Origin of the sequence: Waltera intestinalis (genome assembly GCF_009695995.1) — a bacterium.
GTDB lineage: Bacteria > Bacillota > Clostridia > Lachnospirales > Lachnospiraceae > Acetatifactor > Acetatifactor intestinalis.
In genome coordinates, this window is the sequence record NZ_VUMU01000001.1 from 212,910 (window position 1) to 235,908 (window position 22,999).

Below are 22,999 nucleotides of genomic sequence, written 5' to 3' on the forward strand. Positions count from 1 at the left end.
CAAATGAAGATTGGCAACAGAGAATTTCAGACTAAGGGACATACTTATGTAATGGGAATCCTGAATGTGACCCCGGATTCTTTTTCCGACGGAGGAAAGTGGAATGACAGAGACCGGGCATTGAAGCATGTGGAAGAAATGATCGCTGAGGGGATGGATATTGTGGATATCGGCGGAGAATCCACCAGACCGGGTTATACCCTGTTATCTGATGAGGAGGAGATTGCCAGAGTCGTACCGATGATCGAGGCGGTGAAGGCAAATTTTGACATTCCCATTTCCCTGGACACCTACAAAAGCGGTGTGGCAGAGGCGGGAATCCGTGCAGGAGCAGATCTCATCAATGATATCTGGGGACTGAAATATGATAACCGTATGGCAGAGGTCATTGCGAAGAGCGGTCTGCCCTGCTGTCTGATGCATAACCGTAAGGAAGCGGATTATCGGGATTTCATGCAGGATGTGGCAGCGGATCTGGCGGACACGATCCATTTGGCGGAAGCGGCAGGCATCGCGGATGAGAAGATCATCTTAGACCCCGGGGTGGGCTTCGGCAAGACCTATGAGAACAATCTGGAGATCATCAACTGTCTGGAAGAACTGAATATGTTCGGTTATCCGTTGCTTTTAGGATGCAGCCGCAAATCCGTGATCGGACTGACACTGGATCTGCCGGTGACAGAGAGAGTAGAGGGGACGCTTGTGACCACCATGTTCGGTGTGCAGAAGGGATGCATGTTCGTCCGTGTGCATGATGTGAAGGAAAATGTTCGCACCATTAAAATGTGTGAAGCCATTTTAAACAGCAGTAACTGATATTTTGCGAAGAAGCGTTGGGAAAGGCGGAGTCGGCAAATGAAAAAAGGCACTTATGAGGACCAGATCCGTATCGAAGAATTGGAAGTATACGCGCATCACGGCGTATATCCGGAAGAAAATGAAAAAGGACAGCATTTTTATGTGAATGCCACGTTATATACGAATACCCGTCCGGCAGGACTGGCGGATGACTTAAGTCTCTCCACCAATTACGGAGAGGTCTGTCAGTTTATCACGGAGTTCATGCAGCAGCATACTTTTCAACTGATCGAAACGGTGGCGGAGCGGACTGCTTACGAAGTATTACAGCATTTTCCACTGGTACAGGGACTGGATCTGGAGATCCGCAAGCCCGAGGCTCCGATCCCATTACCCTTTGGCAGTGTATCTGTGGCGATTCACAGGGAATGGCATGAAGCCTATATTGCCGTGGGTTCCAATATGGGAGACAGCAGAGAGCATATCGCGCAGGCTTTGGGACAGCTTCAGAAGAACAAAGACATCAGAGTGGAAAAGGTGTCGGAGCTGTTGGAGACATTGCCTTATGGCGTCGTAGAGCAGGATAATTTCGTAAATGGAATGTTTGAGATCCGAACGTTGCTTGCACCGGAAGAATTATTACAGGAGCTGCACCGTATTGAGCAGATGGAAGGAAGAGAACGTAAGATTCACTGGGGGCCCCGGACTCTGGATCTGGATATTATCTTCTATGATGATCTGGTGTATGCTTCCGAGGATCTGGTGATCCCACATATCGATATGGAGAATCGTTATTTTGTACTGAAGCCTTTGAGTGAGCTGGCACCGAATTTCCGTCATCCCATTACGCACAAGACCGTAACACAGATGTTGTCGGAGCTTCCTGTGGATCTTACGGAAGGAAACGAAGCGTAAAACGGGCACAGAGACCGATGAACAGACCGGTCACCAGACCGCTTAACAGTAAAAACGGCAGATAGACCAGCACAGCGGGAACAGAAGTCAGTAAAAACGCAACACCGATCTGCCCCAGATTATGAAAAACAGCTCCGGTCATACTTGCAAGGAACAGATAATGTCCATGCAACAGCCGTTGCACAAATACCATTGCCAGAAGGCACAGGAGACCGCCGGAGAGACTGTACAGGAGACTGATGACCTGACCGAAGAACAGGGTCGCTAAAAGAATCCGCACCAGAAGCACGAAAAAAGCATCTTTTGCGGAATATTTCCATAGAACAACAAGTGTTATTATATTGGCAAGCCCCAGCTTAATGCCGGGGATCGGAACAATGGGGGGCAGAGCACTTTCCACGGCATACAGCGCCAACGCAATGGCAGAGAGCAGGGAAAGCGTCGTTAGTTTTTTGGTAGCTAAGGGTGGTTTCATAATCATCTCCGTATCATCTCCGTGTTTTTGCAATTCATAAACGCGGTGCAGGCAAAAGGATCTTCTATCAATAGGTCACGCCGTCCGGGACGAGCGTCGTGTCATCCAAACAGGCAGCCTCTTCCCTTACCCGGATCACCAGCCGGTTGGGCAGACAGGTGATGGGAAGCAGTGAGGTGCTGATAAATCCCTGATGCACACAGATCTGATCCGGACAATTGGCAGAGATAATGGCGATGTTGCCCGGACGGACGCAGACAGTGTTCGAGGCACCGTTCGCTCCCGGAACTTCAAAGGTATATTCGTCAGTCACTGTGTCCAGACGGATGGTCTCAAGTAATTCACCGCTTTGATAAATGTCAGCATAGAGCGCCTGACCGTTTCCGGTGGAACTGTGGGAGACCGCATAGATCCGGATTCCGCAAAGGATGGCTATTACAAGCAGAACTGCTGCAAGGAGAACTGCTTTTTTTCGATCATTCATGGAAGCATTCATAGGAATAAGGAACTCCTTTCGATGAGAACAGTATAGCAAAAGGAATGTAAAAAATGAAGAAGTATTTGAAAATGCCGTGGGCGGTGCGTCTGGCAGCGCTTTTTGCAATGATCCCGGCACTTTTTCTGGGAGGCTGCGGACAGCAGACCAAATGCGAAAAAAGCATAGATACCGCCATGGGAACCGTGATCTCCCAGACCGTTTACGTGACCGGAAATTCCCCGACTGCAACGAACGGAAAAACAGATGAAAAGGTAACGGACGTTGTATTGCAGAAACTAAACGACCTGGAACAACAGGAACTTTCTTGGCGGTTGGATAGTGCGGAAGTGGCGAAGATTAATGCAGCCGCCGGAAAGGGACCGATACAGGTCTCCGCCGCGATGGCAGGCTGGCTGAAACGATGCCTGCAGATCTCGGAACAGACAGGTGGGGCTTTCGATGTGAGCATCGGTAAGCTCAGCCGACTGTGGGACATTGATACCTGGGCGGCAGCAGATGACCCGCAGGACTATGAACTTCCGGAGCTGGAGGAAATAGAACAGGCATGCGCTTTGGCAGGCTGGAAGCAGATGATATTGGAACAGCGGACGAACAGTACAGTGGTGAGTATTCCGGCGGGAATGCAGATAGATCTCGGAGCAGTGGGAAAAGGGGTGGCACTGGATGAGATCCGGAAGATCCTGGAGGAATATCCGGAGGTAAGCGGAGCCGTGATCTCTGTGGGAGGCAGCATTTTAACCTACGGAAATAAGCCGGAGGGCGGCACCTGGCAGATTGCGGTGACAGATCCGCTGGAGCCTTCGCAAAGTGTAGGAGTGCTAACGCTGGATGGCGGGTACTGTGTATCCACTTCTGGAGATTATGAGCGGTACGTGGAAGTGGATGGTGTCAGATATCATCATATACTGGATCCCAGGACCGGTTTCCCCACACGCAGCGATGTGGCGGGAGTTACCATCGTGACCAAGGACGGATTTTTAAGTGATGCGCTGTCTACCGCCTGCTTTGTATTGGGATCGGAGGAAGGACAGAAGCTCCTGGAAAAATACGATGCAGAAGCATTGTTCATCGACCATGAGGGAACGATTACCATGACAGAGGGACTGCAGCAATATTTCCATTTGTCGAATTCTCAGAAATAGTGTATAGTAAATATAGTCAACCGTAGATAACAGCAGGTGCGGCAGGCATCCGCTGATACAGCAATGATAATGGAGATTACGATGGAAGAGAAGAATAGTTATCTCTCCGCTGATCCGGAGACCATAAGACAGATCGATGAGAAGATGCCGCCGGAAGAGGAACTTCAGGATCTGGCAGAGTTTTTCAAAGTGTTTGGAGATGCAACGAGATTAAAAATTTTGTCGGTACTATTGTGCTCTGAGATGTGTGTGTATGATATTGCCACGCTGCTGGGCATGTCTCAGTCTGCTATTTCTCATCAGCTGCGGGTATTGAAGCAGATGGATCTGGTGAAAAACCGCAGAGATGGCAAGACGATTTTTTATGCGTTGGCAGATGACCATATCATCACGATCCTGAATCAGGGTCTGAATCATATCGAAGAAGGCTGAAAATAATTTGCAACAGGAACGAAAAATAAGAGCCGCAGGCGGAATGTCTGCGGCTCTTGCTGCCTGTCATTATTTTTTCAATGCATCCAGTGCTGCCTGTCTGGCTGCATCAAATCCGCTGTAGCTCTGACTGCCCAAAGGGGAGTGATACCAGGTGGAAGTCTCTCCGAACATCTGGAAATAAACATACTGGGAAGTCATATGGATGGCAGTATAATTGCCCTCTGCAATGACCCAGGAATCACTGCCATCATCCCGCATGCATTTCAGGCATGCCTCTCCGCCGTTCACCTGATAGTATACATAGCCGTATCCTACATTGAAGCAGTCGGTCCGCTCTTCGGTCAGGACTTCCACCTCATTCCGGGACAAAGAGTAGCGGCAGAGTCTGTAATTATTTTCCACATCCATATAGTAGATATAGTCACCCTGTGCGATAGGGTACCACAGATTGCCGTCCCATAGAGTGGAGATGCTGTCCGTCGAGGTATTCAGCGCATAGAGATAATGATTTTCCTGAGTACCGTTGTAATAGATGGTACCGTTCACGGCACAGGCGGGATTGATCTCGTAATCTGCCAGATCCGTTTTGCCGGATTTGTCGATGCCCATGCGGTAAAATAAAGGTCCGTTATCGCCTGAGGTCATGATGTAGAGGTTACTTCCCACCAACTGGGCGGAAACGATGGGATCTCTGGTAAGTCCGGTCACATCCGTACCGTTTAATTTACAGCGGTTAAAGGAACGAACGGTACGCAGGGCACCGATACCGGCATCCCCGGAAGCTCCGGTCTGGTAGTAGTAAAGATATTTTCCCCCGGCCAGAATATTTTTTGCGGAAGCATTGCCCAGTTTTTTGATATTCTGCTCCGAAGGATCCATGGAGTACAAGGTGTTGCTGTCGTAAGCATTGGCAAAATAAACTTTTCCGTCGTACTCACAGAAGTAACCGGAATTGTTCAGATTGCCCGCAGTATTGCCTACCGTCTCCGGGGGATTGTCGGGGATCCGGTCGCCCACGATGGCAAGTGCGCCAACGATGATCACGAACAGAAGAAAAGGAATTAAAATGAACAAGGCTTTTTTATCTTTCATGTGTTAACCTTCTTTCCAACAAAATGGAATGTAAAGTTTGTGTAATATCTAATATTATACCGTGCTTCTTGCTTGCGAACAAGGTGAAATTGATATAGAATGTAACTATTCAGAGCCAATGGGCGAAGTAACCACTATGAGCAAATAACATGCAAGCATGTTATTCAGAAAAGCCTTGCAGAGGCGGTTTTGCGAATGGGGTTCTGAATAGTTACGTTTGGAATCAGCGGATTCCGAATGCTTGAGAATTGCGATAGCTGCTTCGCAGCGGAGCAATTCGTAGATATCAGTTAAGTTAAGGAGAACAGCATGGATTTATCACAGTTAAGACAACAGATCGACACCATTGACAGACAGATCGTAAATCTCTATGAGGAGCGCATGGATGTCAGCAGACAGGTGGCGGAATATAAAATAGAGACGGGGAAAAAAGTATTCGACAAGCAGCGTGAGCAGGAGAAGATCGCCGGTGTCAAGGCACTGACCCACAACGATTTCAACAGCCACGGAGTGGAAGAACTGTTTGAACAGATCATGTCCATGAGCCGGAAGCTTCAGTACCAGCTGTTAGCCGCCCACGGAAGTGAGGGAAGGCTTCCTTTTATCGGCGTGGAAGAACTGGAAACCGACTGCGCCAGAGTGGTCTACCAGGGAGCGGAGGGATCTTATTCCCAGGCTGCCATGCACAGATTTTTCGGGGAAAATGTCAATGCCTTCCATGTGGAAACTTTCCGGGATGCCATGAGTGCTATTGATGAAGGCAGCGCGGATTTCGCGGTACTTCCCATTGAGAATTCCACCGCCGGAATCGTGAATGAGATCTATGATCTGCTGGTAGAATTCGAGAATTATATCGTAGGAGAGCAGGTCATTCCCATCGAGCATTGTCTGCTGGCACTGCCCGGGACGAAGATGGAAGAGATCAAAAGAGTCTATTCCCATCCCCAGTCCCTGATGCAGAGTGCCAGATATCTGGCGGAGCATGACTGGCAGCAGATCAGTATGCAGAACAACGCTTTCGCAGCGTTAAAAGTAGCGAAGGAAAAGGATAAAACCCAGGCAGCCATCGCCAGCGAATATGCGGGAGAGACCTACGGACTGGAAATTCTGAAAAAAGGGATCAATGATTCCGACAGCAATTCCACCCGTTTCATCATTGTGACAAACCAGAAGATCTTCCGTAAAAATGCCAACAAGATCAGCCTGTGCCTGGAGATTCCCCACGAGAGCGGATCCCTGTATCACATTCTGTCCCATTTTATTTACAACAATCTAAACATGACCAAGATCGAGAGCCGCCCCATTCCCGACCGGAACTGGGAGTATCGTTTCTTCATCGATTTTGAGGGGAACCTTGCGGACAGCGCAGTGAAAAACGCACTGCGGGGACTTCGGGAAGAAGCCCGCAGCATGAAGATCCTGGGCAATTACTAAGTATTACGAATACAAGCATCCGACGACCATTCGATAATCGTTACATGGCTCTGAACAGTTAAAACATAAGACAAGAAGGTTAGACATATGAGAGAAAAAGAACTGATCGTATATCGTGATTTTGAGGATGGGGAACTGCTGTATGACATGGCATTTCTCATGTCCCATTACGATGATGAATATTACAATACAGAGGACATGGCGGCACTGTTTTACGAGTGTATCCATGACCTGATCGACCTGGCGGGTAATTACGGATTTCATGGGAATCTGTGGCACTGTTACCTGGCAAATCTTTTGGTGAACAACGAGAACAGCTACAGCTGCGGCTGTGAGATCCGCGGAGAGATTGCCGGCTCCATCAACGATGCGGCGCTGCATGATATCTGCATTTTCAAGGAATTCTATGATTTTGATTTTGCTCCCATGATGGAGATACTTAAGGTACCGGAATTTTCCTTAATAGAAAATTATGCCAGCAGCATGCAGGAGAGCAAGGTCTATAATAAACGGATCTGCGCCAGAATCTGTGAGCTGGCGGAGAAGTTCTGCGCAGACGGAACCGCAGAAGATATGAAATCCACACTGACCCAGTTCTATAAAGAATACGGTGTCGGTAAATTTGGCCTGCACAAGTCTTTCCGTATCACCCATGATGAGGAAGGAGTACATATCGTTCCGATTTTAAATATTGCCCACGTGAAGCTGGATGATCTGGTAGGCTACGAGCTTCCCAAGAAAAAGCTGGTGGACAACACAGAGGCATTTGTGAATGGAAAAAAGGCCAACAACTGTCTGCTGTTTGGCGATGCGGGCACCGGTAAATCCTCAAGCATCAAAGCGATTGCCAATGAATATTATGACAGGGGACTGCGGATCATCGAAGTCTACAAGCATCAGTTCCAGGATCTGAATGCGGTCATCAGTCAGATCAAGAACCGCAATTATAAATTCATTATTTACATGGATGACCTAAGCTTTGAGGAATTTGAGATCGAGTACAAATACCTCAAGGCAGTCATCGAGGGCGGACTGGAGAAGAAGCCGGAGAATGTTCTGATCTATGCGACATCCAACCGCCGTCATCTCATCCGCGAAAATTACAGTGACAAGGAAGAGACCCGCGAGGATATGCACACCAGTGATACCGTACAGGAGAAGCTGTCGCTGGTATATCGTTTCGGCGTGACTATTTACTTCGGCGCTCCCAATAAAAAGGAATTCCAGAATATCGTAAAGACACTGGCGGAGCGATATCATGTGGAGATGCCGGAAGAGGAGCTTTTACAGGAGGCTAATAAATGGGAACTATCCCACGGCGGATTGTCCGGAAGAAGTGCCCAGCAGTTCATTGATTACCTGTTAGGAAAGTGAGGAACCCTATGAGTGTAAAAACTTTCGCTGCCATCGATGTGGGCAGTTTCGAACTCACCATGAAAATATTTGATTTTTCGGGGAAAAATACCATGCGGGAGATCGACTGTATCCGTCAGAGAATCGATCTGGGATCGGATACCTATGCCAATGGGAAGATCAGCAATGAAAAAATGGATGATCTGTGCCATACCCTGAAAGAATTCTCACAGATCATGGAAGCTTATAAAGTGATCGCTTATAAGGCATACGGCACCAGTGCCATCCGTGAGACGGAGAATACCCTGATCCTGCAGGATCAAATTGAGCAGCGTACCGGCATCCGGGTAGAGATCTTAAGCAACTCCGAGCAGAGATTCCTGGATTACAAGTCGATTGCCTCCAAAGGGGAGACGTTCCGCAGGATCATCGAGGAGAAGACGGCGATTTTGGACATTGGAGGCGGAAGTATTCAGATCTCCCTGTTTGACAAGGATACTCTGGTATCGACCCAGAACTTACGCCTTGGTGTATTACGTTTACAGGAGCTGTTGAATCATCTGAATGCGGGCAGTACCCAGATGGAGCAGCTGGTGGACGAACTGGCTACGGCACAGCTGGATGATTATAAAAAGCTGTATCTTAAGGATCGTGAGATCAAAAATATCATTATCGTGGATGATTATCTGTCACCCTGGGCAGTGCGGAAGGCACATGAGCGGGGAGACGGAAATGCCATGGTGGACAGTAAGGCGTTTTACCAGCTGATGGAGGCACTTCGGACCAGAGGAACCACGGAGCTTGCAAAGCGGATGGATATTGCGGAGGAAAAAGTCCCTCTTGTGTATATCAGTGCGGTCCTGACCAAACGCATTGCCGAGCTGATGGGAGCGGCGCTGATCTGGGCACCGGGTGTCACATTGTGCGATGGTATCGCTTATGAATATGCGGAGCAGAATAAATTACTCCGGGGAGAGCATGATTTTGCGGAGGATATTATCGCCTGCGCAATGAATATCAGCAAACGCTACAACGGTAGTACCAGGAGAGCGGATACCCTGGAACATATCACCACCACGATTTTTGACAGTATGAAAAAAGTCCACGGCATGGGCCAGAGAGAGCGTTTGTATCTGCGCCTGGCTGCAATCTTGCATGACTGTGGAAAATATATCAGCATGATCAACATCGGAGAAGCGTCCTATGATATTATCATGGCGACGGAGATGATCGGACTTTCCCATATGGAGCGTGAGATCGTAGCTAATGTGGTGCGTTTTAATCACAGTAATTTCGTGTATTATGGGCAGGCACAGGATCGTCCCCAGGGACTGGATAAGGAGAGCTATTTAACGGTAGCGAAACTGACAGCTATATTGCGACTGGCAAACAGTCTGGACCGCAGCCACAAACAGAAAATGAAGGGTGTGAAGGCCGTACTGCAGGATAACGAACTGATCCTGAAAATAGATAGCCAGGAAGATATTACTCTGGAAAGAGGATTCTTCCAGACGAACACAGAATTTTTCAAAGAAGTATACAGCATCACACCGGTGATCCGGCAGAAGAAGAAATTTTAAGGGAGGCAGCAGGACGATATGGAAATCAATTTCAGTGATCCCAAGTATTATACCAACCGGGAACTCAGCTGGGTGCTTTTTGACCACAGAGTATTGAATGAAGCCAGGGATAAAAACATCCCTCTGTTTGAACGGTTGAAATTTTTAAGTATTACAGCATCTAACCTGGATGAATTTTTCATGATCCGGGTGGCATCCTTAAAGGATATGGAAAATGCAGGCTATACCAAAAAGGATATTGCCGGCATGACTCCCACAGAGCAGCTAAAAGCGCTGCATGTGGCGATCCATGAACTGGTGGATCTGCAATATTCCACTTATAACCGTTCCTTACTCCCTCTTTTGGAGAAAAACGGTCTGCATATCATCAGAGAGCATGAACAGCTGACAGCGGAGGAAGTTGTGTATGTGGATCAGTATTTTCAGGAAAATGTGTATCCTGTATTGACCCCCATGGCAGTGGATTCTTCCAGACCGTTTCCTCTGATCCGCAACAAGTCTCTGAACATCGGAGCCATGGTGCGGAAGAAAAACAGCGACGAGGAACTGGAATTCGCCACCGTACAGGTACCCAGCGTCTTAAGCCGTGTAGTGCGGATCCCGTCCAAGGGCAAGACCTGCAAGATCATTCTGTTAGAAGAGATCATCGAACGGAACATGGATAAACTGTTCCTGAATTATGATATTGTCTGTGCCCATCCTTTCCGGATCATGCGTAATGCGGACTTAAGCATTGACGAGGATGAGGCAGCAGATCTGTTAAAAGAGATCGAGAAGCAGTTAAAGAAGCGTCAGTGGGGCGAAGCCATCCGCCTGGAAGTGGAAAGCGGTATGGATAAACGGTTGCTGAAGATCATTAAAAAGGAACTCAACATTGAGACACAGAATATTTATGAGATCGACGGCCCCTTAGATCTGACGGTACTGATGAAAATCTACGGATTGGATGGTTTTGACCATTTAAAGACGCCGAAGTATGAACCTCAGCAGTCGCCGGCACTTCCCGCAGGCTGTAATATTTTCGAGGAGATCCGCAAGGGTGATATTCTGTTACATCATCCGTTCCAGAGCTTTACGCCGGTGGTGGATTTCATCCGTCAGGCGGCGAGAGACCCGGAAGTACTGGCCATCAAGCAGACGTTGTATCGTGTCAGCGGCAATTCTCCGATCATAGCGGCACTGGCACAGGCGGCGGAGAACGGTAAGCAGGTTACGGTTCTGGTGGAACTGAAAGCCCGTTTCGATGAAGAGAACAATATTGTCTGGGCGAGAATGCTGGAAAAGGCAGGCTGCCACGTTATTTACGGACTGGTGGGATTAAAGACCCATTCCAAGATCACACTTGTAGTTCGCAGAGAAGAGGACGGCATCCGCAGATACGTGCATCTGGGTACCGGTAACTATAATGATGCTACGGCAAAGCTGTATACGGATGTGGGAATGTTGACCTGTGCGGAACGCATCGGAGAGGATGCCACGGCAGTGTTCAACATGCTGTCCGGTTATTCCGAGCCGTTGTTCTGGAACAAACTGGCATTGGCACCGTTATGGCTGAAGGATAAGTTCCTGCATCTGATCGAGCGGGAGAAAAATTATGCGCTGGAGGGCAAGAATGCCCATATCATTGCGAAAATGAACTCTCTCTGCGACAAGGATATTATCCGTGCTCTGTATGAGGCAAGTGCGGCAGGCGTGAAGATCGAACTGATCGTTCGAGGTATCTGCTGCCTGAAGGTGGGTATCCCGGGTGTCAGCGAGAATATCAGTGTCCGCTCCATCGTTGGTAATTTCCTGGAGCACAGCCGCATTTTCTATTTTGCAAATGATGATCATTATGAGATCTACTGTGGAAGTGCCGACTGGATGCCCCGTAATCTGGAGCGTCGTGTGGAGATCCTCTTCCCGGTAGATCGCCCGGAGCTGAAGGAGGAATTGCTACATATCCTGAACAGTCAGCTGAAGGATAATGTGAAGGCTTCGATTTTACAGCCGGATGGCAGCTATGAGAAGCAGGACAAGAGAGGAAAGCAGCTGTTCAACTCTCAGGATGCTTTCTGCTTGGAGGCCATTCAAAAAGCAAAGGAGGCTGCGGGAGAGCCTGCCATCGAAAGCAGAACGTTTATCCCGGAGACACATCATGAATAAGAAGATCATACTGGCATCTGCCTCCCCCAGGAGGCGGGAGCTTCTGACACAGATCGGACTGGATTTCGATGTAGTGGTCAGCGAGACCGAGGAAAAGATCACATCCACAGAGCCTGCAAAAGTGGTGGAAGAACTGTCAGCGCAGAAGGCGGAAGCTGTGTGGGAGAAGTTTGCGGTAAATGGTGTCTGTGAACCGGAACAGAAAAGTGGAGAAACTACTATGACAGACACCCTTGTGCTGGGAGCCGATACCGTGGTCGCCTGCGACGGTAAGATCCTGGGTAAGCCTGCGGATACGGAAGCTGCGGCAGCCATGCTTACTATGCTGCAGGGCAGAGGACATGAGGTATACACAGGCGTGACGGTCCTCTATGAGGAAAACGGTGAGAGGAAGACGCTGACTTTCCATGAGAAGACCACAGTGCATTTTTATCCTATGACCGATGCACAGATCCGGGAATATGTGGCTACCGGGGATCCGATGGACAAGGCGGGCTCCTACGGTATCCAGGGATTCTGCGCCAGATATATCCGCGGTATCGAGGGCGATTACAATAATGTGGTAGGGCTTCCCGTGGGAAGAGTCTATCAGGAACTGCATGAATTGAGATTAGTGTAGGAGAACAGAATGAAGAAAGCAGTAATTTTTGATCTGGATGGAACCTTATCCGATTCTATCATGAGCATGAAATACAGCGGAGACAAGACCATGGCGGAATTTGGCTATGGACCCTTCTCTGTACAGGATTATAAATATTTTGTGGGAGACGGTGCCGCCAATCTGGTAAAGCGGGCACTGATCAAGGGTGGCGATACGGAACTTACCCATTTTGAGGCAGCCTATGCCAGATACAGGGAGATCTTCCAGGCGAACTGTATGTATCAGGTGAAGCCCTATGAAGGAATCCCCAAGCTGCTGGAAGAGTTGAAGAAACGTGGTATGAAGATCGCGGTACTTTCCAACAAGCCCCACCATGCCACCTTGGATGTCATTGAGAGCCTGTTTGGCAAGGACTATTTTGATGTGGTGCAGGGACAGGTGGACGGCGTGCCCATTAAACCCGATCCCGCCGGAGTCTTCCGCATCTTAGACCAGTTCGGTCTCACCGCAGACGAAGTACTCTACATGGGAGATACCGCCACCGACATGAAGACCGGCAAGGCAGCAGGCGCCTTCACCGTAGGTGTCCTCTGGGGCTTCCGTGACCGTGCGGAATTGGAAGAAGGCCACGCGGACGCTATTATCGCGCAGCCGCTGGACCTGCTGAAGTATTGCTCGTAACGCTCAATTTATATCTATATCGAATTACTAATTGACGTATCTTCCTATCCATATTATTATGATGGTAAATATGACATTTTCGTAAGTATTTGGAGGTTATTGTATGCGTGAATATGATGATGCGGTACTGGAATGCTTCCTGGACAAACAGCTCCAGCTTTTCCCGGAACCGGTAGCAGAGACACTGGATGAAGCAGAAGATTTCCTGGAGGAATGCATGGCAGTCGTGGTAGATTCTGTGGGGGATGTCATCGAGTATTTCGATGAAGCCGGCATGGACGTGGACGGCGCTGTGGATGATGAGATCCTGGAAGCGGATGAAGTATTCGATATCGGAGACGGCAGATATCTGATCGTGGAAGCATAAGGCATGATTATTGGATCGGTATGCTACATATGCGATTTGTTATAAAACAGTGGAATGAACCGGAGCTCTCTGACATATATATGTTGGAGGGCTTCTATTTTTCTCTTCCCCATTCGCCGCGAATGCGTTATAATGAACTGATGGACTTTTACAGAAAGTACAGAAAGGTATGGTAGGAAAATGTTAGAAGGAAAAAAATGTCTGGTCATCGGCTCCGGCATCAGCGGGATCGGTGCAGCAGTATTATTGGAGAAAAACCATGCAGACGTGGTTCTGTATGACAGCAGTGATAAATTGACAGGGGAAGATCTGAAGGCAAAGCTCCCGGAGGGAAGCCGGGCGGCCTGCATCGCCGGAGAACTTCCTGAAAATGTGGAGCTGAGTATTCAGGCAGCAGTATTAAGCCCCGGGGTACCTACGGATATTCCGCTGGTGAACCGTATGAGAGACAGAGGCGTTCAGATTCTGGGAGAGATCGAACTGGGATTTCTGGCAGAACAGGGTAGAGTGATCGCCATTACCGGCACCAATGGTAAGACGACGACCACCACACTCACCGGTGAGATCATGAAGGCACACTTCGGTAAGGATAAGACTTTCGTGGTGGGTAACATCGGTAATCCCTATACCCTGGAAGCAGATAAGACTTCGAAGGACAGTGTTACTGTGGGAGAGATCAGTTCTTTCCAGTTAGAGACCATACATACATTCCATCCGGTGGTATCGGCGATCCTGAATATCACACCGGATCACCTGAACAGACATCATACCATGGAAGCCTATGTGGCAGCTAAGGAAGCAGTGGCTTCCCAGCAGACGAAGGCAGATATCTGCGTACTGAATTATGACAATGATTACACCAGAGACTTCGCAGGAAGATGCCCTGCCACTCCGGTATTGTTTTCCTCCCATCAGGAACTGGAAAACGGTTATTTTCTGCGGGGTGACAAGATCATCAAGAGCGTAAACGGCGAAGAGCACGAGCTGATGGATATTCATAAGGATATGAATCTGGTAGGCCTGTGCAATGTGGAAAATGTTATGGCAGCCATTGCCATCGCAGAGGGTATGCAGGTACCCATGGAGACGATCCTTACGGTGATCCGCGGTTTCCACGCAGTGGAGCACAGAATTGAGTTCGTAGCCACCAAGGGCGGTGTGGATTATTACAACGATTCCAAGGGAACCAATCCCGATGCCGCTATTCAGGGCATCAAAGCCATGAGCAGGCCTACGGTTCTCATCGGCGGAGGTTATGACAAGCAGAGCGAATATGACGAGTGGATCGACAGCTTTGACGGCAAGGTAAAATGCCTTGTCCTCATCGGACAGACCAGAGAGAAGATTGCCGAGTGTGCCAGAAAGCATGGCTTCGATAAGATCCGTTTCGCGGACACTTATGAGGAATGCCTGAAGCTGTGTACGGAACTGGCAGAACCGGGAGATGCGGTTCTTCTGTCTCCGGCCTGTGCAAGCTGGGGCATGTTCCCGAACTATGAGGTCAGAGGACAGCTTTTCAAGGAATATGTCCGTGGACTGGCAGATTAAAAAGTAATAAAAAGCAATAATGTTATAGAAAATAGAAATAAGGAGTAAAAGCAGGCATGGCAGAAGCTCGCAGAAGGCGTAAAAAGAAACAACAATCGGAATACTTTTTTGACTACAGTCTGCTTTTTATTGTGCTGTTTTTACTGGGATTTGGTCTGATCATGATCTATTCCGCCAGCTCCTATGAGGCTTATGATACCTATGGAGATGCAGCCTTTTATATGAAGAAACAGCTGGTTGCCAATATCATCGGTCTGGTGGGAATGATCATCATTGCTAATATCCCGTATCATTTCTGGGAACGGTTCGCTATGCTGGGATATGTGGTGTCGATGATCCTGATCTTCCTGGTGAAGACTCCACTCGGCATCAGCTCCCACGGTGCTACAAGATGGATCGGTATTCCCCATACGGGCTTCAATCTTCAGCCGGCTGAGGTAGCTAAATTATGTATGATCCTGTTCCTGGCAAGTCTGGTGTGCAAGATGGGAAAAAGCGTACGTACCATGAAAGGCTTTTTCATTATGATGGGCGCACCGCTGCCAATCGCAGCATGTGTATATCTTATTACGGATAACTTAAGTTCTGCCATCATTATTATGGGTATTGCCGTCCTGATGGTATTTGTGGCAAGTCCCGATTACAAAAAATTCGTCATCATGGGATTAAGCGTGGTGGCAGCAGCGGCATTGCTGGTATTTGTGGTAGTACAGATGGGAGATAAGATCGGAACCTTCCGTCTGGCGAGAATCCAGGCGTGGCTGAATCCGGAGAGTCAGGCGCAGGACAAAGGATTCCAGACATTACAGGCACTGTATGCCATTGGAAGCGGTGGCATCTGGGGCAAGGGACTGGGACAGAGCATGCAGAAGTTAAGCTTCCTGCCCGAGGCACAGAACGATATGATCTTCTCCATTATCTGTGAGGAACTGGGATTGTTCGGAGCGGTTGCCATTATTCTGATGTTCATTATGCTGTTATGGCGGATGATGGTCATTGCCAATAATGCACCGGATCTGTTCGGTGCCATGCTGGTAGTGGGGGTTATGGGACACATCGCGATCCAGGCGATCCTGAACATTGCGGTTGTGACCAACTCCATTCCGAATACCGGAATCTCCCTGCCGTTTATCAGTTACGGTGGTTCTTCGGCGCTGTTCCTTTTGGCGGAGATCGGGCTGGTCTTAAGTGTGGCCCGGAGGATCCAGTTAAAAGAACTATAAAAGACATGGTACGAAACCGCATCCCGGGGCATAAGATAAGAATATCTTATGTAATGGGGATGGTGCTGTATGAAGGGAATCCGCATACAGGGCGGCATGCCGCTACAGGGAAAGGTACGCATACAAGGGTCTAAAAATGCGGCACTCCCGATTTTGGCAGCAACGCTTCTTACCAATGAAGTATCATATATTCAGAATTGCCCGAGGATCGAGGATGTGCATCGGTTCGTACATCTGTTACGGGAACTGGGATGTATGGTACACTGGCAGGAGAATGGGATCCGGGTACAGCCGGGAGGCAGAGATGACCTGCCCTGTGAGAGAGCAGAGGCAAGAAGAATGCGCGGAGAAGCCATTACCGGTATGCGCTCATCGCTGTGTCTGCTGGGAGCATTGCTCGGCAAATGCGGTTATGTGACCATGGAACATCCGGGAGGATGTGTCATCGGCGACAGACCCATTGATCTGCATATTCATGCACTGGAACAGATGGGTGTTGAATTCCTCGAAGAGGACGGACTTTTGTCCGCACGGGCAAAAAATCTGCACGGTGCCCAGATTACACTGAAATTCCCAAGCGTTGGCGCCACGGAGAATATTTTGCTGGCAGCGGTAAAAGCCACCGGAGATACTGTGATCACCGGTGCAGCCAGAGAGCCGGAAGTGATTGCACTTTGTGAATTTCTGACGGCATGTGGGGCTTCGATCGAAGGGATGGGAAGTCCGGAACTTATCATCCATGGCGGCGGAGATCTTCACGGAACCCGGTATACAGTTCCGACGGACCGGATCGTGGCAGGAACGTATCTGTTTGGCTGTATCGGCTGCGGCGGGAGTGTACTGTTAAATCAGGCACCCTGGAGCCAGATGGAAGCAGTGACTGTGGCTGCGGAGAGAATGGGGGCACAATGTACCGTCTCCGAAGAGGGATTGTTCGTACAGGCACCGGTGAGACCCAAGAGTATCGGGCATCTGAAGACCGGACCGTACCCGGAATTCCCCACAGATCTGCAGTCGGCGGCGATGGCGGTACTGACCATGGCAGAGGGAATCAGTTATATTGAAGAGAATATTTTCGAGAACCGTTTTCGAATTGCAGAACCCTTAAACCTTATGGGTGCACAGATTGTCTTAAAAGACGGACAGCACGCGGTGATCACCGGAGTGGAACACCTTCATGGAGAGCAGATGGACGCCTGTGAACTTCGCGGTGGGGCAGCACTGGTTTTAGCAGGACTTGCGGCAGAGGGTGAAAGCTTCGTGACGGGACAACATTTTATAGAACGCGGATATGAAAACATCTGCAGAGATTTCAGAGAATTAGGAGCACGTATTACCAGTGTATAGAGACCGAAGTACCGTTATCAGAAAAATAGTGATCATAAGCGCTTTGCTGCTAATATTGAGCGGAGGCATTTTCGCATTGCACTCCGTATATACAGTCCGTACTGTATATGTGGAGGGCAATGTGCATTATACAGAGGATGAGATCAAAGAGATCGTGATGTCGGGACCGCTGGGGAATAATTCCCTGTATCTGTCGCTGAAGTACCGTGACAGAGGAATTCAGGATGTTCCCTTTGTGGATGTCATGAACGTATCGATTCTGGCTCCGGATACCATTAAAATCACAGTGTATGAAAAGGCACTGGCAGGATACGTGAAATATCTGGACACTTATATGTATTTTGACAAGGATGGTTACGTGGTGGAGAGTTCCGGAATCCGGACCCAGGGAGTACCGCAGATCACAGGACTGACTTTTGATCATATCGTCCTGGGAGAACAGCTTCCGGTGGAGAATCCGGAAGTGTTTGCCGGGATCATGGACATGACAAAGCTTCTGAATAAATATCAGCTGACTGCGGACAAGATTTATTTCCATTCTTCCGGAGAGATCACCATCTACTTCGGACAGATCAAAGTAGCCATGGGCAGTGATCACAGCCATTTAGAGGACAAGCTGCAGCTGTTGCCGGGATTTTTGGAGAAACTGGAAGGGAAAAGCGGAACACTGCAGATGGAAAATTATGAGGAAGGAAAAGGGAAATTTACGTTCAAGCCGGATGCGTGAAACATTTGTGAAACATTTTGAAAAAATAGGTTGCTAAATTTGTAAAATGATTATATGATAGTCTATGTGAAGTTGAAAAAGGTTAAAAGGAGGAACTAACCTTGCTGGAGATTAAGACGAATGACGCGGATACAGCTGCCAAGATCATCGTAGTCGGTGTAGGCGGCGCGGGAAATAACGCTGTAAATAGAATGGTGGATGAGAAAATTACCGGAGTGGATTTTATCGGGGTGAATACCGATAAGCAGGCATTGCAGCTCTGCAAAGCTCCGAAGTTATTACAGATCGGTGAGAAGCTGACCAAGGGACTCGGTGCGGGAGCCAAGCCCGAGATCGGTGAGAAGGCAGCTGAAGAGAGTACGGAGGAGATTTCCGCAGCTCTGAAGGGTGCAGATATGGTATTCGTAACCTGTGGTATGGGTGGCGGTACCGGAACCGGAGCTGCTCCGGTGGTGGCCAAGCTGGCAAAGGAAATGGGCATTTTAACCGTCGGTGTTGTGACGAAGCCTTTCCGTTTTGAGGCAAAGGCACGTATGGTAAATGCTTTAAACGGTATCGAGCGTATCAAAGAGAATGTGGATACCCTTATTGTGATACCCAATGATAAGCTGTTGGAGATCGTGGACAGACGTACCACAATGCCGGAAGCTTTGAAGAAGGCAGATGAAGTTCTGCAGCAGGCAGTACAGGGAATCACGGATCTGATCAATGTTCCCGCTGTCATTAATCTGGACTTTGCAGATGTACAGACCGTTATGAAGGACAAGGGTATTGCTCACATCGGTATCGGTGAGGGCAAGGGCGATGATAAGGCAATGGAAGCTGTGAAGATGGCAGTAGAGAGTCCCCTTCTGGAGACTACCATTTCCGGTGCAACCCATGTCATTATCAATATCTCCGGAGATATCACTCTGGCAGATGCATCCGATGCAGCAAGCTATGTACAGGAACTGGCAGGAGATGATGTCAATATCATCTTCGGCGCTATGTACGATGAGTCCAAGTCCGATAGCTGTACGATCACCGTGATTGCTACCGGTCTGGAAGATAAGGCCAACAGTGTGGTACAGAATCGTCTGGGCGGCGGTGTTGCTTTCAGACAGCCTGCTTCCCATATGACTCCCAGTTCTCTGAAGGGAATGAATATACAGTCTACCGCCCCTACGACATCCCAGGGACAGGGAGGACAGGCTCCGAGACCCATACAGCCGGTGCCCGGTATTCATAAGCCTACAGATATCAGAAGCTCTGTAGAAGAGAAATCTCTGAAGATTCCTGATTTCTTACAGAGAAAGTAATACTTAGCATTTGTTTTTATAATAACGGAACATAATAAGAGCCACGACACAGAATACTGTGTTGTGGCTTGTTTTGTGTGGAGATTTTAGAAAAGCATATTAGTCTGCCGTTCTCTTTTTCCTGTGCAGAGAAATAATCCTCTCCCCCAGTACAAAGAAGGCGCCGATGACACAGGGTAAAAGCATGGTGGCGAAACGGTAGAGAAGCACGGCAGACAGGGCTTTGGCTTCCGGCAGGAGACGCCGGAACAGCAATGTGAAGACAGCTTCTACGGATCCGATCCCCGCCGGGGTGGGGATGACACCCGCCAGCGACTGGCTGAGGGAGGTCAGAGCAAAGCATTGCAGGAAAGAAAAGGGCAGATCGCCGGATCCATCCCCAGGAGAATTGCAGAATACCATCCAGGGAATGATATACCAGGTAGTGAATTTTAACAGATTGCACAGGAACAGGCGAAGGAGCAGCAGAGGATCCTTTAACAGAGACCGGCTTTCCGCCTGCAGCTGGGCAAGCTTATGCCCGGCGCCGGTGAGTTTTTCCTCCCAGGAGGGATGTTTTGCACGGAGGTGGTTGGCCAGCAGATTACAGGCAGTCTGCATCCAGGGAACGGTAGCCACTGCTAACAGAACTCCTGCAATCACACAGACACCTGCAAATCCCAGCAGAATATAACCCTGATAATCGGCAAATGAAGCATGAATAAATCCGTAGGTCATCAAAAACAATAGCAGACTATAGACTGCCATAGAGACCTTGTGGACGATATATTGGAAAAAGTACATGCCGGTAGCGCTGGGCACGGGAATGCCGGATTTGTTCAGGTAATAGATTCCTGCGATGCCGGAACCGCTACCCAGAGTGGCCGTCTTATAGAAAGAGCAGTAGAAAGCATTGCAGAATCCCTGTAAGCCGGTGTATTCCGGGTGTGTATTATGCACGATCAGCCAGGTGATGTGCCCTTCGCAAAGGTGATAGAGAATCACACTGAGGAATAGAACAAGGGTGACCTGTGGGGAGACTTTGGAAAGCTCTGTGATCATATCTTCCATGGAATCCTTGAAGCTATAATACAGAATGCCCAGCAACAGGCAGACAAACAGTAATTTCAAAAGATATTTCAATATAGAGCTCAACACTTTACCGGAATCATGACGCATCATCGCTCCCTCCTTTATCATAGTCTCATTGTCTCTCTTTTTAGGGAGAAGGAAAAGAAACAAATCTGAGAAAACGTAGCCTTTTTCACGCTGAAGTTTATTCTTTTTTTAGAATAAGGTAACAGATTAAATATTGATTGTCCGGCACAAAATAGCTATGATTGTTTTATTACAACAGTTTTAGACCATCTTACAAGAATGAGGAAGGAATCCTATATGCAGGAAGTAAAACAACCTAATAAAAAACCGTTTATCTTTTACTATCTGATCGCGTTGGTGGCGATCATGCTGATCAACAGTCTTCTGGTACCGCAGATCGTACAGCGGGCAGTGAAGGAAGTGGATTACAACACTTTTATGCAGATGACTTATGATAAACAGATTGATGAGGTACAGGTCCAGGACAATCAGATCGTATTCACGGCCAAAAATGACAAGACCATCTACAAGACCGGTCTGATGGATGATCCGGACAGAACGCAGAGACTGTATGACAGCGGGGCCAAATTCTCCAGTGAGATCGTGGAGGAAGCTTCACCACTCTTAAGCTTTCTGATCAGCTGGCTGCTGCCTTTGATCATCATTATTGGCTTCGGACAATTGATGTACCGTCAGATGGCGAAAAAGGCCGGCGGCGACTCCATGATGTTCGGCATGGGAGGCATGGGCAAGAGCAATGCGAAAGTCTATGTGAAGTCTTCCAATGGTATCAAGTTCACCGATGTGGCAGGTGAGGACGAGGCGAAGGAAAATCTGACAGAGATCGTGGAATACCTGCATGACCCCGACAAATACAAAGAGATCGGTGCATCCATGCCGAAGGGCATCCTCTTAGTAGGCCCTCCCGGAACCGGTAAGACGATGTTAGCCAAGGCAGTAGCCGGAGAAGCCAATGTTCCCTTTTTCTCTATGTCAGGTTCGGAATTCGTGGAGATGTTCGTAGGTATGGGTGCCTCCAAGGTCAGAGACCTGTTCAGGCAGGCGAAGGAAAAGGCTCCCTGTATCGTATTTATCGACGAGATCGATGCTATTGGTAAAAAGCGTGACGGACAGGTGGGCGGTAACGATGAGAGAGAACAGACCCTGAACCAGCTGTTAACGGAGATGGATGGCTTTGAAGGCAACAACGGTGTCATCATTCTGGCGGCCACTAACCGTCCGGAGAGTCTGGATCCCGCACTGTTACGTCCCGGACGTTTTGACAGACGGGTGCCGGTAGAACTTCCCGACCTGAAAGGAAGAGAAGAAATCCTGAAAGTGCATGCCCGCAAGATCAAAGTCGCAGATAATGTAGACTTCAATAAGATCGCCCGTATGGCATCCGGCGCTTCCGGTGCAGAGCTTGCCAATATCGTCAATGAGTCAGCTCTTCGGGCAGTCAGAGACGGACGGAAGTTCGCAACCCAGGCAGACTTAGAAGAGAGCATCGAGGTAGTTATTGCCGGTTATCAGAAAAAGAATGCTATTCTTACAGATAAAGAAAAACGGATCGTGGCATACCATGAGATCGGACACGCACTGGTAGCAGCGAAGCAGACTAATTCCGCACCGGTGCAGAAGATCACCATTGTGCCCCGTACCTCCGGTGCACTGGGTTATACCATGCAGGTGGAAGAGGAAGGCAATCATTACCTCATGACCAAGGAAGAGATGGAGAACAAGATCGCTACATTGACCGGTGGACGTGCTGCGGAAGAGATTGCTTTCGGGTCTGTGACCACAGGAGCTTCCAACGATATCGAACAGGCCACCAAGCTTGCCAGAGGTATGATCACCCGCTACGGTATGAGTAAAGATTTTGATATGGTAGCCATGGAGACTGTGACGAACCAGTATCTGGGTGGAGATTCCTCCCTGACCTGTTCCATGGAGACCCAGACGGCCATCGACAGAGAAGTCGTGGAGCTGGTGAAAAAACAGCATGAGAAGGCAGGACAGATCCTGATGGAAAATCGTGCTAAACTGGATGAACTGTCTCAGTATTTATATGAAAAAGAGACCATTACCGGAGAAGAATTTATGAAGATATTGAATTCCTAAAAGGGTTCCCGGAGAAGACGGAATCGGCGTTTGTGCCGGTTCCGTTTTGCGTTAAGGAAATCTTAAACAAAAGGTAAAGGCATCTTAAACCGTGCCTGCTGTTATCTTAAAAAAGAAACCGCTATACTTTTCCTGTAAGAA

General features: G+C 48.6%; 21 protein-coding genes. 17 read left to right on the plus strand and 4 right to left on the minus strand.

Going from position 1 to position 22,999, the window contains the following annotated elements:
- The first annotated feature begins 3 nt into the window (after positions 1-3).
- The gene (gene folP, locus FYJ59_RS01025) at positions 4-816 is read left to right on the plus strand and encodes a dihydropteroate synthase (RefSeq protein ID WP_154494903.1); all 813 of its coding nucleotides are present in this window, start codon (positions 4-6) and stop codon (positions 814-816) included.
- Between the two features lie 39 nt (positions 817-855).
- A complete protein-coding gene (gene folK, locus FYJ59_RS01030) occupies positions 856-1,713 on the plus strand; it encodes a 2-amino-4-hydroxy-6-hydroxymethyldihydropteridine diphosphokinase (RefSeq protein WP_154494904.1) in 858 nt (285 codons plus the stop codon).
- Here folK and FYJ59_RS01035 read toward each other — a convergent pair.
- Both FYJ59_RS01035 and FYJ59_RS01040 read right to left on the minus strand, forming a co-directional pair.
- Positions 1,691-2,188: a Gx transporter family protein gene (locus FYJ59_RS01035; protein WP_022154709.1), complete on the minus strand. Its 498-nt coding sequence runs from the start codon at positions 2,186-2,188 to the stop codon at positions 1,691-1,693. The two genes, folK and FYJ59_RS01035, sit on opposite strands and share 23 nt — an antisense overlap.
- A 67-nt stretch (positions 2,189-2,255) precedes the next feature.
- Positions 2,256-2,672 carry a NusG domain II-containing protein gene (locus FYJ59_RS01040; RefSeq protein ID WP_205839417.1) on the minus strand — a complete coding sequence of 139 codons (417 nt, stop codon included), beginning with the start codon at positions 2,670-2,672 and terminating at the stop codon, positions 2,256-2,258.
- A gap of 65 nt (positions 2,673-2,737) precedes the next feature.
- Between FYJ59_RS01040 and FYJ59_RS01045 the strand changes: the two genes are divergently transcribed.
- Complete coding sequence (locus FYJ59_RS01045) at positions 2,738-3,829, plus strand: FAD:protein FMN transferase (RefSeq protein ID WP_154494906.1); 1,092 nt, start codon at positions 2,738-2,740, stop codon at positions 3,827-3,829.
- Between the two features lie 81 nt (positions 3,830-3,910).
- Positions 3,911-4,261 carry an ArsR/SmtB family transcription factor gene (locus tag FYJ59_RS01050; protein ID WP_022154707.1) on the plus strand — a complete coding sequence of 117 codons (351 nt, stop codon included), beginning with the start codon at positions 3,911-3,913 and terminating at the stop codon, positions 4,259-4,261.
- A 69-nt stretch (positions 4,262-4,330) separates the two neighbouring features.
- Here FYJ59_RS01050 and FYJ59_RS01055 read toward each other — a convergent pair whose 3' ends face one another.
- Entirely contained in the window at positions 4,331-5,356 is a 1,026-nt protein-coding gene (locus FYJ59_RS01055; RefSeq protein ID WP_154494907.1) for a DUF5050 domain-containing protein, read from the minus strand.
- A 309-nt stretch (positions 5,357-5,665) separates the two neighbouring features.
- On the opposite strand from FYJ59_RS01055, the gene pheA reads away from it, so the two are divergent.
- The 12 genes from pheA (at position 5,666) to ftsZ (ending at position 19,660) form a co-directional block, all read left to right on the plus strand.
- On the plus strand, positions 5,666-6,790 hold the full coding sequence (gene pheA / locus FYJ59_RS01060) for a prephenate dehydratase (RefSeq protein WP_154494908.1): 1,125 nt from the start codon (positions 5,666-5,668) through the stop codon (positions 6,788-6,790).
- 87 nt (positions 6,791-6,877) lie between these two features.
- Positions 6,878-8,164 carry an ATP-binding protein gene (locus tag FYJ59_RS01065; RefSeq protein WP_118692470.1) on the plus strand — a complete coding sequence of 429 codons (1,287 nt, stop codon included), beginning with the start codon at positions 6,878-6,880 and terminating at the stop codon, positions 8,162-8,164.
- 8 nt (positions 8,165-8,172) lie between these two features.
- Positions 8,173-9,723 carry a Ppx/GppA phosphatase family protein gene (locus tag FYJ59_RS01070; RefSeq protein WP_154494909.1) on the plus strand — a complete coding sequence of 517 codons (1,551 nt, stop codon included), beginning with the start codon at positions 8,173-8,175 and terminating at the stop codon, positions 9,721-9,723.
- An 18-nt stretch (positions 9,724-9,741) separates the two neighbouring features.
- Entirely contained in the window at positions 9,742-11,868 is a 2,127-nt protein-coding gene (locus tag FYJ59_RS01075; protein ID WP_154494910.1) for an RNA degradosome polyphosphate kinase, read from the plus strand.
- Entirely contained in the window at positions 11,861-12,487 is a 627-nt protein-coding gene (locus FYJ59_RS01080) for a Maf family protein (protein ID WP_154494911.1), read from the plus strand. Before FYJ59_RS01075 ends, FYJ59_RS01080 begins: the two co-directional genes overlap by 8 nt.
- 9 nt (positions 12,488-12,496) lie before the next feature.
- Positions 12,497-13,150 carry an HAD family hydrolase gene (locus tag FYJ59_RS01085; RefSeq protein WP_154494912.1) on the plus strand — a complete coding sequence of 218 codons (654 nt, stop codon included), beginning with the start codon at positions 12,497-12,499 and terminating at the stop codon, positions 13,148-13,150.
- Between the two features lie 103 nt (positions 13,151-13,253).
- Positions 13,254-13,517, plus strand: a complete 264-nt coding sequence (locus FYJ59_RS01090; RefSeq protein ID WP_154494913.1) for a glyoxalase — start codon at positions 13,254-13,256, stop codon at positions 13,515-13,517.
- Positions 13,518-13,697: 180 nt separating this feature from the next.
- Positions 13,698-15,065, plus strand: a complete 1,368-nt coding sequence (gene murD / locus FYJ59_RS01095) for a UDP-N-acetylmuramoyl-L-alanine--D-glutamate ligase (protein WP_154494914.1) — start codon at positions 13,698-13,700, stop codon at positions 15,063-15,065.
- A gap of 56 nt (positions 15,066-15,121) precedes the next feature.
- Complete coding sequence (locus FYJ59_RS01100; protein ID WP_022154579.1) at positions 15,122-16,288, plus strand: FtsW/RodA/SpoVE family cell cycle protein; 1,167 nt, start codon at positions 15,122-15,124, stop codon at positions 16,286-16,288.
- Between the two features lie 69 nt (positions 16,289-16,357).
- Positions 16,358-17,635 (plus strand): UDP-N-acetylglucosamine 1-carboxyvinyltransferase, encoded by a 1,278-nt coding sequence (gene murA / locus FYJ59_RS01105; protein WP_154494915.1) that lies wholly within the window; start codon positions 16,358-16,360, stop codon positions 17,633-17,635.
- A gap of 28 nt (positions 17,636-17,663) precedes the next feature.
- The gene (locus FYJ59_RS01110; RefSeq protein WP_328597189.1) at positions 17,664-18,362 is read left to right on the plus strand and encodes a cell division protein FtsQ/DivIB; all 699 of its coding nucleotides are present in this window, start codon (positions 17,664-17,666) and stop codon (positions 18,360-18,362) included.
- Positions 18,363-18,463: 101 nt separating this feature from the next.
- Complete coding sequence (gene ftsZ, locus FYJ59_RS01115; protein ID WP_154494916.1) at positions 18,464-19,660, plus strand: cell division protein FtsZ; 1,197 nt, start codon at positions 18,464-18,466, stop codon at positions 19,658-19,660.
- Positions 19,661-19,759: 99 nt separating this feature from the next.
- On the opposite strand, the gene FYJ59_RS01120 is transcribed toward ftsZ, so the two are convergent.
- Positions 19,760-20,839, minus strand: a complete 1,080-nt coding sequence (locus FYJ59_RS01120) for a lysylphosphatidylglycerol synthase transmembrane domain-containing protein (RefSeq protein ID WP_154494917.1) — start codon at positions 20,837-20,839, stop codon at positions 19,760-19,762.
- Between the two features lie 195 nt (positions 20,840-21,034).
- Between FYJ59_RS01120 and ftsH the strand changes: the two genes are divergently transcribed.
- The gene (gene ftsH, locus FYJ59_RS01125) at positions 21,035-22,858 is read left to right on the plus strand and encodes an ATP-dependent zinc metalloprotease FtsH (protein WP_154494918.1); all 1,824 of its coding nucleotides are present in this window, start codon (positions 21,035-21,037) and stop codon (positions 22,856-22,858) included.
- Positions 22,859-22,999: the final 141 nt, after the last annotated feature.

What these genes read in the sequence shown, in the direction of transcription:
- folP (WP_154494903.1), top strand. Translation starts at nt 4, where the DNA reads ATGAAGATTGGCAACAGAGAATTTCAGACTAAGGGACATACTTATGTA.
- folK (WP_154494904.1), top strand. Translation starts at nt 856, where the DNA reads ATGAAAAAAGGCACTTATGAGGACCAGATCCGTATCGAAGAATTGGAA.
- FYJ59_RS01035 (WP_022154709.1), bottom strand. Translation starts at nt 2,188, where the DNA reads ATGAAACCACCCTTAGCTACCAAAAAACTAACGACGCTTTCCCTGCTC.
- FYJ59_RS01040 (WP_205839417.1), bottom strand. Translation starts at nt 2,672, where the DNA reads ATGAATGATCGAAAAAAAGCAGTTCTCCTTGCAGCAGTTCTGCTTGTA.
- FYJ59_RS01045 (WP_154494906.1), top strand. Translation starts at nt 2,738, where the DNA reads ATGAAGAAGTATTTGAAAATGCCGTGGGCGGTGCGTCTGGCAGCGCTT.
- FYJ59_RS01050 (WP_022154707.1), top strand. Translation starts at nt 3,911, where the DNA reads ATGGAAGAGAAGAATAGTTATCTCTCCGCTGATCCGGAGACCATAAGA.
- FYJ59_RS01055 (WP_154494907.1), bottom strand. Translation starts at nt 5,356, where the DNA reads ATGAAAGATAAAAAAGCCTTGTTCATTTTAATTCCTTTTCTTCTGTTC.
- pheA (WP_154494908.1), top strand. Translation starts at nt 5,666, where the DNA reads ATGGATTTATCACAGTTAAGACAACAGATCGACACCATTGACAGACAG.
- FYJ59_RS01065 (WP_118692470.1), top strand. Translation starts at nt 6,878, where the DNA reads ATGAGAGAAAAAGAACTGATCGTATATCGTGATTTTGAGGATGGGGAA.
- FYJ59_RS01070 (WP_154494909.1), top strand. Translation starts at nt 8,173, where the DNA reads ATGAGTGTAAAAACTTTCGCTGCCATCGATGTGGGCAGTTTCGAACTC.
- FYJ59_RS01075 (WP_154494910.1), top strand. Translation starts at nt 9,742, where the DNA reads ATGGAAATCAATTTCAGTGATCCCAAGTATTATACCAACCGGGAACTC.
- FYJ59_RS01080 (WP_154494911.1), top strand. Translation starts at nt 11,861, where the DNA reads ATGAATAAGAAGATCATACTGGCATCTGCCTCCCCCAGGAGGCGGGAG.
- FYJ59_RS01085 (WP_154494912.1), top strand. Translation starts at nt 12,497, where the DNA reads ATGAAGAAAGCAGTAATTTTTGATCTGGATGGAACCTTATCCGATTCT.
- FYJ59_RS01090 (WP_154494913.1), top strand. Translation starts at nt 13,254, where the DNA reads ATGCGTGAATATGATGATGCGGTACTGGAATGCTTCCTGGACAAACAG.
- murD (WP_154494914.1), top strand. Translation starts at nt 13,698, where the DNA reads ATGTTAGAAGGAAAAAAATGTCTGGTCATCGGCTCCGGCATCAGCGGG.
- FYJ59_RS01100 (WP_022154579.1), top strand. Translation starts at nt 15,122, where the DNA reads ATGGCAGAAGCTCGCAGAAGGCGTAAAAAGAAACAACAATCGGAATAC.
- murA (WP_154494915.1), top strand. Translation starts at nt 16,358, where the DNA reads ATGAAGGGAATCCGCATACAGGGCGGCATGCCGCTACAGGGAAAGGTA.
- FYJ59_RS01120 (WP_154494917.1), bottom strand. Translation starts at nt 20,839, where the DNA reads ATGATAAAGGAGGGAGCGATGATGCGTCATGATTCCGGTAAAGTGTTG.
- ftsH (WP_154494918.1), top strand. Translation starts at nt 21,035, where the DNA reads ATGCAGGAAGTAAAACAACCTAATAAAAAACCGTTTATCTTTTACTAT.